This window comes from Delftia sp. (assembly GCF_059499305.1).
Genome location: NZ_JCABYI010000031.1, coordinates 149,863 through 162,030, shown reverse-complemented (window position 1 = coordinate 162,030; position 12,168 = coordinate 149,863). Strand labels below are relative to the sequence as shown.

Here is a 12,168-nt window from a genome sequence, read left to right as displayed (position 1 = left end):
GGCCTTCGTGCACGGAGGTATCCCTGTGAAACGCATCCCCGCCCGGCCCGACATGGGCCATCTCAAGAAACAGGCCAAGCAACTGCTGGCCGCCTATCGCGCAGGCTCGGCCCAGGCCATGGAGCAATTGCGCGCCCACCTGCCCGCTGCCCGGGGCCGCACGGATGAAGCACTGGCCGCCATGGACCTGCGGCTGCACGACGCCCAGTCCGCCGTGGCGCGCGAGCACGGTTTCGCCTCATGGAGCGAGCTGTCAGGCTACGTCGAGGCATGCCAGCGCCTGGCGGCGGACCCAGAGACATCCCGGCTGCACTGGCTGGCCCTGGTCTATGCCGGCGATGTGGCGGGCGGCACGCACCGCGCGCAGCCCGCGCTGGCCCGGCGCCTGCTGGACGAGCGGCCGGAGCTGCCGGGCAATGATCCCTGGATGGCCTGCGCCATCGGCAACCTGGCCGCGCTGCGCGAAGCCACGCACAGAGATCCCGGCTGGCTGCAGCGCGCAGGCGGGCCGCTGGGACTGCCGCCGCTGGTGGCCGTCACGCACTCGTGCCTGCTGCGCCTGCCCGAGTTCGCCGAGCCGCTGCGCGCCTGCGCGCGCTGGCTGCTGGACGCGGGCGCCGACCCGCTGCAGACCGTGGGCAATCGCTGGCCGCCGGCCTCGCTGCAGGCGCCCTCCGAGACCGAGCGGCTGTCAGCACTCTATGGCGCAGCAGGCCAGAACCATGATGCGCAACTGACGCAGATGCTGCTGCAGGCCGGGGCCGACCCCAACGACGGCGAATCGCTCTACCACTCTCTGGAAGGCACGCCGGCCAGCCGCGAATGCACGCGGCTGCTGCTGCAGGCGGGCGCGCGTGTGGAGGGCAGCAATGCCCTGTTCCGCGTGCTGGACCTGGACGATGAGCAGGCCCTGCGCCTGCTGCTGGACCACGGCGCCGATCCGAACGAGGACAACGGCCAGGGCGAATGGGGTCGCCCGCTGCTGTGGGCCATACGCCGGCTGCGCTCGCCCGCCCACGTGCAGGCCTTGCTGGATGCAGGAGCCGACCCGGCCACCCGCACACCGCAAGGCCTGGGCGCCGCCCGCCTGGCACGGCGCTTTGGCCTGGCCGACGTGGCCGTCCTGCTGGAACAGGCCACGGGCGCTGAACCCGCCACGCCCGAAGAACAGTTCGTTGCCGCCTGCGCCATGGGCGACCGGGCCCAGGCCGGAGGGCTTCTCGCGTCCCACCCGGGTCTGCTGCAAGGACTGTCTCACGAGCAGCTGCGCATGCTGCCCGAACTGGCAGCCCTGGGCCGCATGGAGGCCGTGCGCTGCATGGTGGAACTGGGCTGGCCCATCGCTGCGCGCGGCGGCGACTGGGATGCATCCGCACTGAACCAGGCCGTTTTCCGTGGCGATGCCGCCATGGCGCGCTTCCTGCTGGAGCACGGCGCACAGTGGACCGAACGCCACGCCTATGGCGACAACTGCGCAGGCACCCTGTGCTGGGCATCGCTGAACCGGCCCGAATCCACGGAACCCGGCGGCGGCGACTGGCTGGGCTGCGCCCAGGCCCTGCTGGACCACGGTATGCCCATGGCCCGGCCCGACCCCGAAGTACCCGGCTGCGTGCTCATCGACGGCAACCGGCAGCGGTATCCGGACGAGATCACGGATTTGCTGCTAGGGGTTGACGCGGACTAGGTCCGCCCGACCCGAAAACCCGTCCTGCCGGCTGGCCCGGCAGGATTCAGCTGCAGTGCCTGCATGGGTCAGAACAGATCAAACCGGCTCATGTAGGCATCGCATGCCAGCAGCCACGCATGTTCATCATTGGACCCCGAAGGCGGCGGGCCGATGAAGTTGTTGAGCCGGGATCTGGCGCGCAAAGGCTTGAGCAGGCGTGCCGCCTCGCCAAAGGCGGGCAGCGTCAGCCCCTGGTCCATATCCCCCAGTCCTGGGAAATCTCCTGCCCGTATCCCCAGACAGTTGCCTACATCCCCAGCCGAAAGATACTGGCTGGCCTGAACCTGCTTGCGCACCGCATCCCGACCACCCAGCTTTTCCAGCAAGGCATCACTCACAAAACTCAGCCAGTTGATGCTGTACATGGCGTTGTTGAAGTCATGGCTCATCAGCGCAAGACTGCCCAGGGCATTCAAGCCTGGAAAACGCTGCAGATAGGGGTACAGCATCTGCTGGCCCTTGCCATCGGGATCGATATTGCGCTCCTCCACTGCAGGCATGACACCCCATCCGGCAATGGCCCAGAAAGGCTGCATCAACTCCACCACCTGGGTGGTAATGCGGCCCACATTGTTTTCGGGCAGCTGATCCAGGACCCACCATGCAGGAAATGCCATGCGAATGAAAGACATGGAAGGGCCTATGCCAGGCGTCGTATATCTGTCATGCCCCCAAATACCTTCGTCATTCTCAATGCGACAGTAAAGGCGAAAGTCTTGCGCATTGTTCTCCCACACCTCAGGGGGATTTGGCTTGCCCGAAGCCATATGAAATATCAGTGCATAACCTTTTGGGTTATCAAAGCTTTTCTGCTTTTTTGCAGCCAACTTTCTTTGTGCTATCGCGCTGGTCAGCATGGCAGGCATTCCGTCGTACCAATAAACCAGTTTCTCCTTCCCTACAGCCTCACAAAAAATATCGACCACTTCCCATGCACGCTCACGCACAGCCAAGGAATCCCCTTCATGGAACACCATTTCAATGGTCCAGCCGGCTCTTGCGCAGACATCACCGAACTGATTGCACAGTACCAGCGCCTTGAGAATATCGATCGTCGCCACGGTGGCTTTTTGCAGCTCTCTGGTGCTCAAAGGTTTTTTGAAATCTTTTGCCATATCAACCCTCCATATTTCGCTATACCGAAGCCATCACCTCAAAAGGACAACCCGAGGACTCTTGCCAGTGCAGTCCCCACTATGCCTATACCTCGGAGCGCCCGCCCCAGCGCAGACGCACCGGCTGCAGCCCCGACCGCCGCCGCCGTATCCTTATTCACCCGCTCGGACAAAGAGATGGCCTTTTCCCTGTTGGCCTGCCATCGCGCTGCCTGGTTCAACACACCTTGGTTCGACTTTTCTCCATCGCCGTCGCACGCACAACTTCTTGCATCCAAGGCTTTCTTGAGAAACTTGTCTCCAAAAAGGTGCGTATAGGCCTGAAGCTGTGTCTTGCCGTCTGGCCCTTCCGCATTGGAAAAGCCATCCCCCGGAAACTTCATCTCATAGACCCGCTGCACGTTGTCCAGCACAGGCGGCAGGCGCGGGTTCTTCACCACGACCACATCCGGAATGCGCGAGCCCGCAGGCCGGCTGCGCGTGGGGCGCACGGGCTCGTTGCGCGACATGACAGGTGCTCTGTTCAGGTAAGGCACTTCCTGCTTGTAGTAGCCCCGGTAGCCTTCAAACCCATCGGCCTGCATGACCACGCCGGCCACGCAGCGCTGGCCCAGGCCGCCGGTCATGCAGCAGCAAAACAGCTCGCACAGCGCCCTGCGGTCCAGTTCGTTGTCGAAGTCCCGGGTGCCGCATACCTTGTTGAAGCCAACAAGCACGACAGCCTTGCACAGGTCCCTGGACCGCTTCAGGCGATTGAGGGCAATGAAGGCGGGAACCAGTTGCCCGCAGCTCATGTATCCGAGCGGATGGCCGGTGGCCGCTCCACTGCCCCATTCAACTCGTGGAAACGCCCTGCGCGGCTCAATGGCGCATGGATGTCTATCCTGAATGTCATTGGCTCCTTCGCCTGTGAAAGGCGCTCCCTTCCTTCTGAAAGGAAAATAATAGGAGCAATGAATTGGGCACGTAAATCCTATTTTTCAGAGATTTCCAGGACTGAGCTGCCCGCAATTGGCAGCGGTCTCCTCTGAAAACTGGCAGAAAAAAGCCTAGGACAAGCAATGGCCAGAAAGCCTGTTTCAGGTGCCGCGCTCGCCTGTCACTCGGCCATCATCTCCTGCTGCAGGTCAAAGCCCCTGCGCTCCCGCACGCTCGTGCAGCCAGCGCCGCAACGCAAATCCCAGCCACAGCGCCGTGAACACGGCCGCGCCAAAGACCCAGCCCGACAGCGCGCCCGCCATGCTGCCCGACAGCAGCGTGCCGATGGTGCAGCCCAGCCCCGTCATGGCGCCCCAGCCCAGCAAGGCGCCACCGGCCAGGCCGCGAGCCGCATCGCGCCAGGTGGGGCGGCGTGGCGTCCACTGGCGGCTGGCCACGGCGGCGCCCCAGGCACCGGCCACCAGGCCCAGCAGCAGCACGGCATGGGGCGTGAGCAGGCTGTTGAGCACGGCCGTGGCGCATCCGCCCAGGGTGTCCAGGCCGTGCAGGCGCTCGGGCACCCAGCCGCCTGCCTGGGCCCAGCCACGCACGGTGCTGCCCAGCGTGGTGGTCACGCCCAGCGGCCGCATGCGCACGATGGCGGCGGCCGCGATCAGGCCCACGGCCAGGCCGCCCAGCGCGGCGTTCCAGCGGCCTTGCCACAGTGACAGCCACAGCTGGCACAGGCCCGGTGGCTGCGCCGGTTCTGCCGCAGGCCGGGGCCGTGCGCGGCCCGAGCGCCCATGAATGCGCCAGACCCAGGCCGCCAGCAGGCCCAGCACGGCCAGTTGCAGCGCCAGCGCGCCGCCATAGCCCAGATGGGCCGGCAGCCAGATGACGGGTGCATCGGCAATGGCCAGGCTGTACAGCGGGTTCCAGCTGCGAAACCCCAGCACGAAGCCCAGGCCCGTGCCGACCAGGGCAAACGGCGCCACGGGCGAGCCCTCGCCCAGCCGGTACCAGTGGGCACTGATGCACGAGCCCGAGACCGACATGCCCGCTCCAAAGGCCAGGCCCGCAAGGACCAGCACCCAGCTCACGGGGCCTATGTGCATGTCGGGCGGCAACTGGCCCGGCTGGGGCACGGCCACCCAGCTGCCCAGCACCACGGTCATGCCCGCCGATCCCACGGCCAGCGCCAGCAGGATGGAGAGCACGCCGCGCGGGTCGCCGAACTCGAACCAGTCGCGCGCATGGCAGTAAAAGCAAAAGCGCGAGCGCTGCAGCACCAGCCCCAGCAGCAGGCCCAGCGCCAGCGCAAAGACCAGGGTGCGCCCGCCGCCTTGCAGCTGCAGCTGCGCCGCCACAGGCAAGGCTGCGGCCAGCACGGCGGCCAGGGGCAGCCATCTGGTCCAGTCCCTTGCCCTGTGCCTGCCATTCACGTTCTGCGTGTGCTCACCGGTCACGCTTGTCATTCCTGCCCCCCCTTTGTTGCCATCCACGCATAAAAAAAAGGGGCCCGCAGTCTGCGGGTCCCAAAGGAGCCGAGCTTTTGCCAAAGCCACACGTCACGCACCTGATCCGTCGAACCAAGAGCACTGACACCCCTCGCCCGGCCCCCGCCTTCAAGACAGGTTGATCGACGGCGGAATCATTTCGCGGCCCAGACCGTACCGGCCGGGTTGTTGATGGGCACGCCCACGGAGTTGCCGTATTCGGTCCACGAGCCGTCGTAGTTGCGCACCTGGTAGCCCAAGATCTTGGACAGCGCAAACCAGGTGTGGCTGGAGCGCTCGCCGATGCGGCAGTAAGTGATGACGGGCTTGCTGCCGTCGATGCCCACGCCCGCATAGAGCTTCTTGAGTTCTTCGGCGGACTTGAAGCTGCCGTCCTCGCGCACTGCCTGGCCCCAGGGCACGTTGACGGCACCGGGGATGTGGCCGGCGCGGATGGCCAGCTCCGGCACGCCGGCCGGGGCGAAGACCTTGCCCTGGTATTCGTCGGCCGAGCGGATGTCGACGAGCCTGGCGTCGCTGCGACCTTCGGCCGAGGCCAGCGCATCGGTCAGGCGCGCGCGCAGCGCGGTGTTGACCTTGCCCACGCGGTAGGTGGTGGCCGCATATTCCGGGGCGCGGTTGTTGAGGGGGCGGTTCTCGGCCTCCCACTTCTTGCGGCCGCCGTCCAGCAGCTTGACGTTCTGCACGCCATAGATGTCGAAGACCCAGGCCCCCCAAGCTGCAAACCAGTTGTTGGTATCACCGTACAGCACGACCGTGGTGCCGTCCTTCACGCCGGCCTGCGACAGCAGTTTCTCGAACTGCTCCTTGCCCACGATGTCGCGGCGTACCTTGTCGTTGAGATCGTTGTGCCACGAGAAATTGACCGCGCCCGGCACATGGGAGCGCTCGTACAGGCCGGGGTTGACGCTGACTTCGACGATGCGCACGTCGGCGCGGTTGAGGTTGGCCGCCAGCCATTCGGTGCTGACCAGCGGACCTTCGGGAACGGGCGCATTGGCATGGGCCGTGCCGCCGATCAGGGCCGCGACGTACAGCACGGTGCAGGCACCCTGGCGCAGGGTGGCGGGGATGGTGGAGAAAGCGGTCGGCGTTGCCATCACGGTCCTTTGTTCGCAGTTGCGTTGATTGCTCGGTTGGGGTCGGGTTGCTCTGCAATGCAATGTAGGCAGGGGCGGGCCGGTTCCCAACTGCGCAATCCGCAGATGGATATGCGCCGCCAAGGCATGGACAGCGGCACCCCGGGTTCTCTGCTACCCTCGGGCGCCTATGTCAGCGCCCCTGTCTCCCGCCGTCGCGCAAGCGCAGCCGGCCATGTCCCCCGTCCTGGTCGTCATCCTGCTCGGCCTGCTGCTGGGGCTTCAGCCGCTGGCCACAGATCTGTACCTGCCCGCCCTGCCCTCGATACAGGCGGCCTTCTCCACCCAGGTGTCCCAGGTGCAGCTCACGCTGACGGCCTTCCTGCTGGCCTTCGGCTGCTCGCAGCTGGCCTGGGGGCCGCTGTCCGACCGCTTCGGGCGCAGGCCCATCCTGCTGGCAGGCATGTCCATCTATGTGCTGGCGGCCCTGGGCAGCGCCAGCGCCGAGACCATGGAATCGCTGATCGCCTGGCGCGCGCTGCAGGGTGCATCGCTGGGCGCCGGCGTGATGTGTGCGCGCGCCATGGTGCGCGACCTGTTCGCGCCGCACCTGGGTGCCCAGGTCATGTCCAAGGCGCTGACCGGGCTGGGCGTGATCGCCTTCCTGAGCCCCGTCAGCGGCAGCCTGCTGGTGGATTCGCTGGGCTGGCGCGCCACCATGCTGGCCCAGGCGGTGATGGGTGCGCAGGCCCTGCTGCTGGTGGCCCTGCGCTTCACGGAGACACTGGCCCGCACCAATCCCACGGCGCTGCAGCCGCTGGCCCTGGCGCGCAACTGGATCACCATCGTGCGCCACCCGGGATTCCAGTCCTACCAGTTGCTGACCTGCTGCACCTATGCGGCCCTGTTCACCAACCTGGCCGCATCTTCCTTCACCTATATCCATGTGCTGGGCGTAAGCCGCACGGGCTACGGCCTGCTGATGGGCAGCAATGCGCTGTGCTACATCGCGGGCACCTTCCTGTGCCGCTGGCTGCTGCAGCGCATGGATGTGCGGCGCGCCGTGCAGATTGCCGGGCTGGCCAGCCTGCTGTCGGCCACGGCCATCGGCATTGCGGCGCTGGCCGATGCGCGCAGCCTCTGGGCCTATGCCCTGCCCTTCTATATCTTCCAGATCGCCCATGGCGTGCACATGCCCTGCGGCCAGAGCAATGCCATCGCGCCCTTCCCGCAGTCGGCGGGCACGGCCTCGGCGCTCAACGGCTTCACCATGATGCTCATCGCCTTTGCCATGGGACACTGGCTGGGCCTGCACCTGGACGGCCAGTCCACCCGGCCCATGGCCTTCGGCATCTGGTTCTGGGGCGTGTGCACGGCCCTGGTCGCCTGGGGGCTGGTGCGCCGCCACGGCGGGGTCGATGGCCACCGCTGATTTTCATTTCCTGCGTTTGCGTTTTTTGAATGTCCACCGCTTCCCCGCTCCCCTGCCTGGCCATCGCCGGCCCCACCGCTTCCGGCAAGACCGCTGCCGCCCTGGCCCTGGCCAGGCTGCTGGCCGAACGCGGCCAGGCCGCAGAAATCATCAGCGTGGACTCGGCCCTGGTCTATCGCGGCATGGACATCGGCACGGCCAAGCCCACGCCCGAAGAACTGGCTGCCTGCCCCCATCACCTGATCGATATCCGCGACCCGCTGCAGGCCTACAGCGCGGCCGAATTCGTGCAGGACACGCAGCGCCTGGTGGCCGAGATCCGCGCGCGCGGCGCCCTGCCGCTGCTGGTGGGCGGCACCATGCTGTATTTCAAGGCCCTGCAGGATGGCATTGACGACATGCCGGCCGCCGACCCCGCCGTGCGCGAGCGGCTGGACGCACAGGCCGCGCAGATCGGCTGGCCCGCCATGCATGCGCTGCTGGCCCAGGTCGATCCCGCCACGGCCGCGCGCCTGGCGCCGGCCGACAGCCAGCGCATACAGCGCGCGCTGGAGGTCTGGCAGGTGTCGGGCAAACCGCTGTCCAGCTTTCATACACGAGCGGGCAAGGGTGCGGCACAGGGCCTGATCAGCCCCGGCGGCTTCTTCTCGCTGGAGCCGCAGGACCGCGCCTGGCTGCATGCGCGCATCGCCCAGCGCTTCGACGCCATGCTGAGCGCCGGCTTCATCGACGAAGTGCAGCAGTTGCGCGCGCGCGGCGACCTGCACCTGGACCTGCCCTCCATCCGCTGCGTGGGCTACCGCCAGGCCTGGGAATCGCTGGACGGCCTGTACCCCATGGACTCGCTGCGCGAACGCGGCATTGCCGCCACGCGCCAGCTGGCCAAGCGCCAGATCACCTGGCTGCGCAGCATGCCCGCCCGCCATGCCATTGCCTGCGATGCGCCCGATGCCCAGTCGCAACTGCTGCAGGCAGCGATGGCCGTGGTGGCTGCAGCAAACCAGGCCCGCAACGGCTGAACAGGAAACCGCCTTCATGACTGCCGCGCCCCGGGACAACACGCCACTGACTCAGCCGCCGCTGCTTCAGGTCCAGGGCCTGGCGCGGCGCTACCGCAACGACGGCGGCACGGAAACCGCCGTCTTCGAGAACGTGGACTGCAGCGTGGCGCGCGGCGAGTTCGTGGCCATCGTGGGTGACTCGGGCGTGGGCAAGTCCACCTTTCTCAACTGCCTGGCCGGGCTTGATGAGTGGCAGCAGGGCCGCGTGCTGCACGAAGGCCAGGACCTGTCGGCCCTGGATGAAACCGGCCGTGCGCTGTGGCGGCGCAGCCATGTGGGCTTCGTGTTCCAGGCCTTCCATGTGCTGCCGCACCTGGATGTCTGGCACAACGTGGCCCTGCCGCTGATGCTGCTGCAGCGGCTGGATGCGGCGGGCCGCCAGCGCGTGCAGCAACTGCTGCAGGCCGTCGGGCTGCAGGGGCTGGAGCAGCGCCTGCCCTGGCAGCTCAGCGGCGGCCAGCTGCAGCGCGTGGCCATTGCACGCGCCCTGGTCCACGGCCCGGCCCTGCTGCTGGCCGACGAGCCCACCGGCAACCTGGACCCCGGCACGGCCGCACAGGTCATGGAACTGCTGCTGCAGCAGACCCGGGAACACCAGGCCGCCCTGGTGCTGGTCACGCACTCCATCGAGGCCGCTCGCCGTGCCGACCGCGTGCTGCGCCTGACCGCACAGGGCATGCAGCCCGCCTAGCGCCAGAGACCATCCGCCCATGCTCGCCCTGCTTCGCACCTTTTCCTGGCAGGAGCTGCGCCAGCATCCCTGGCGCACGGCCACCGCCCTGGTGGCCATCATGCTGGGCGTGGCCCTGGGCTTTGCCGTGCATGTGATCAACCAGTCCGCGCTCGATGAGTTCTCGCGCGCCGTGCGCACGGTCAGCGGCCAGCCGGACCTGGAGCTGCGTGCCATGCAGGGCGGCCTGCCCGAAACGCTGTATGGCCGTGTTGCGCAGCAGCCCCAGGTCAGCCTGGCCGCACCCTGGATCGAAGCCACGGCCCTGGCCGGCACCGCCACGCCGGTGCAGTTGCGCGTGCTGGGCGGCGATGCGCTGCGGCTGGCGCCCGTGGCGCCTGCGCTCATGCCCCGGCTGTTCGATGGCGGCGGGCGTCTGGACCTGTTCGCGCCCGATGCGGTCTTCCTCAATGCAACGGCACTCGAAGCCCTGGGCCTGACGCCGGAGCAGGCGCGGCACACGCCCCTGCCATGGCAACTGGGCGGGCGCGCGCAGACCCTGCGCATCGCGGGCACGGTGGCCGCATCCGGCCCGCCGCTGGCCGTGATGGACATCGGCACGCTGCAGGACAGCCTGCAGCGCTGGGGTCAGGTGGACCGCATCGATGTGCTGCTGGCCGAAGGCGCCACGCGCGAGTCCCTGCTGGCCGAACTGCGCCGCCTGCCCGACTGGCCCGCCCAGGCCCTGGCCGGCCGCCCCGGCGACGACCAGCAGCGCATTGCCGAGATGTCGCGCGCCTACCGCGTCAACCTCACGGTGCTGGCCCTGGTGGCGCTGTTCACGGGGGCGTTCCTGGTGTTCTCGGTGCTGGCGCTCAGCGTGGCCCAGCGCGCGCCGCAGTTCGCCCTGCTGGCCGTGCTGGGACTGACACCGCGCCAGCGCCTGGGCTTGGTGCTGCTGGAGTCGCTGCTGCTGGGCATGGTGGGCAGCGCGGCCGGCATTGCGCTGGGAGCGGGACTGGCCTGGCTGGCCCTGCACCTGCTGGGCGGTGACCTGGGCGGCGGCTACTTTGCCGGCGTGCAGCCCGCGCTGCAGTGGAGCGCCAGCGCCGCGCTGACCTTTGGCCTGCTGGGCGTGGCCGCCACCGTGGCTGGCGGCTGGTGGCCGGCGCGCCAGGCCATGGAGCTGCCGCCTGCGGCCACGCTCAAGGGCCAGGGCGCGGGCTCCGAACGCGCGGCGCGCGGCCTGCCGGCCCTGCTGCTGATGGCAGCCAGCGTGGCCCTGGCCTTTGTGCCGCCCGTGGCCGGCATTCCCCTGGCCGCCTATGCCGCCGTGGCCCTGCTGCTGCTGGGCGGCATGGCCGCCCTGCCCTGGCTGCTGGGCCAACTGTTGCGCCTGGTGCCGCAATCGCTGCTGCGCCAGCCGCTGGCCCTGCTGCCCGTGGAGCGCGCACGGCGCATGCGCCGCAGCACCACGGTGGCCGTGGGCGGCGTGGTGGCCAGCCTGAGCCTGGCCGTGGCGCTGACCGTGATGGTGGCCAGCTTCAGGGACAGCATGATCGCCTGGCTGGACGCCGTGCTGCCCGCCCCGCTGTACCTGCGCACGGCCGGCAGCGCAGGCCGTGCCGATGCCGCGCCCCTGCCCGCCGATCTGGCCGCGCGCATTGCCGCCCTGCCTGGCGTGCAGCGCGCCCAGCCCATGCGCAGCACCAGCCTGTGGCTCAGCCCGGATCGCCCCGCCGTCAGCCTGCTGCTGCGCCCGCTGCATGGCCCCCAGGGCCAGCAGTTGCCGTGGATACAAGGCCCCGTGCAAGCGCCCGCTGGCAGCACGCCCGTCTATGTCAGTGAAGCCGTGGCCCAACTCTATGGCGTGCGGCCGGGCCAGGAGTGGCCGCTGCTGGCCCAGGCCCTGCCGTCGGAAGATTCCCGCGTGTTTGTGGCCGGCATCTGGCGCGACTATGTGCGCCAGTTCGGCGCCATCGCCATGGACTGGGATGACTACCAACGGCTTGCCGACGGCAGCGCCACCACGGCAGGCCCCACCGAAATCGCCATCTGGCCGGACGGCGACGACACAGCCACGGAGCAGCAGTTGCAGGCGCACATCCAGTCGCTGATGGCCGGGCCGGGCGCCGCGCAGGCACTGGAGTTCGCCAGCAGCGGCGCGCTGCGCGAGCGCTCCATGCGCATCTTCGACCGCAGCTTTGCCGTGACCTACTGGCTGCAGGCCGTGGCCATCGGCATCGGCCTGTTCGGCATTGCCGCCAGCTTCAGCGCCCAGGTTCTGGCGCGGCGCAAGGAATTCGGCCTGCTCGCCCACCTGGGCCTGACGCGGCGCGACATCCTGGCGGTGGTGGCCGGCGAAGGCATGGCCTGGACCACGGCCGGCGCCATCGCCGGCAGCCTGCTGGGCCTGGGCGTTGCCGTGATCCTGGTGCATGTGGTGAATCCGCAAAGCTTTCACTGGACCATGGAGCTGTCCCTGCCGTGGCCCCGCCTTTTGGCGCTGGCTGCCAGCGTGATCGCGGCAGGCACGCTGACGGCCTGGCTGGCCGGGCGTGCGGCTGCAGGGCGCGAGGCAGTGCTGGCGGTCAAGGAGGATTGGTAAACCCCATCCCCAGCCACATACCGATAGCCAAATGAAAAT

General features: G+C 68.2%; 9 protein-coding genes. 5 read left to right on the top strand and 4 right to left on the bottom strand.

Going from position 1 to position 12,168, the window contains the following annotated elements:
• The first annotated feature begins 25 nt into the window (after window positions 1-25).
• Complete coding sequence (locus AC5I49_RS21860; RefSeq protein ID WP_495789878.1) at window positions 26-1,687, top strand: ankyrin repeat domain-containing protein; 1,662 nt, start codon at window positions 26-28, stop codon at window positions 1,685-1,687.
• A gap of 68 nt (window positions 1,688-1,755) precedes the next feature.
• On the opposite strand, the gene AC5I49_RS21855 is transcribed toward AC5I49_RS21860, so the two are convergent.
• The 4 genes from AC5I49_RS21855 to AC5I49_RS21840 all read right to left on the bottom strand — a co-directional run bounded on the left by AC5I49_RS21855 (window position 1,756) and on the right by AC5I49_RS21840 (window position 6,379).
• The gene (locus AC5I49_RS21855; protein ID WP_209801631.1) at window positions 1,756-2,844 is read right to left on the bottom strand and encodes a type VI immunity family protein; all 1,089 of its coding nucleotides are present in this window, start codon (window positions 2,842-2,844) and stop codon (window positions 1,756-1,758) included.
• Between the two features lie 38 nt (window positions 2,845-2,882).
• Window positions 2,883-3,638: a hypothetical protein gene (locus tag AC5I49_RS21850; protein WP_209801632.1), complete on the bottom strand. Its 756-nt coding sequence runs from the start codon at window positions 3,636-3,638 to the stop codon at window positions 2,883-2,885.
• Between the two features lie 333 nt (window positions 3,639-3,971).
• Entirely contained in the window at window positions 3,972-5,237 is a 1,266-nt protein-coding gene (locus tag AC5I49_RS21845) for a YeeE/YedE thiosulfate transporter family protein (RefSeq protein WP_209801633.1), read from the bottom strand.
• Window positions 5,238-5,413: 176 nt separating this feature from the next.
• Window positions 5,414-6,379, bottom strand: a complete 966-nt coding sequence (locus AC5I49_RS21840) for a sulfurtransferase (RefSeq protein WP_017407485.1) — start codon at window positions 6,377-6,379, stop codon at window positions 5,414-5,416.
• A 214-nt stretch (window positions 6,380-6,593) separates the two neighbouring features.
• Between AC5I49_RS21840 and AC5I49_RS21835 the strand changes: the two genes are divergently transcribed.
• The 4 genes from AC5I49_RS21835 to AC5I49_RS21820 are packed head-to-tail and all read left to right on the top strand — an operon-like array spanning window position 6,594 to window position 12,129.
• On the top strand, window positions 6,594-7,790 hold the full coding sequence (locus tag AC5I49_RS21835) for a multidrug effflux MFS transporter (protein ID WP_209801634.1): 1,197 nt from the start codon (window positions 6,594-6,596) through the stop codon (window positions 7,788-7,790).
• Window positions 7,791-7,819: 29 nt separating this feature from the next.
• The gene (gene miaA, locus AC5I49_RS21830) at window positions 7,820-8,809 is read left to right on the top strand and encodes a tRNA (adenosine(37)-N6)-dimethylallyltransferase MiaA (protein ID WP_209801635.1); all 990 of its coding nucleotides are present in this window, start codon (window positions 7,820-7,822) and stop codon (window positions 8,807-8,809) included.
• Window positions 8,810-8,825: 16 nt separating this feature from the next.
• Complete coding sequence (locus AC5I49_RS21825; protein WP_013801071.1) at window positions 8,826-9,542, top strand: ABC transporter ATP-binding protein; 717 nt, start codon at window positions 8,826-8,828, stop codon at window positions 9,540-9,542.
• A 19-nt stretch (window positions 9,543-9,561) separates the two neighbouring features.
• Window positions 9,562-12,129, top strand: a complete 2,568-nt coding sequence (locus AC5I49_RS21820) for an FtsX-like permease family protein (protein ID WP_495789877.1) — start codon at window positions 9,562-9,564, stop codon at window positions 12,127-12,129.
• Window positions 12,130-12,168: the final 39 nt, after the last annotated feature.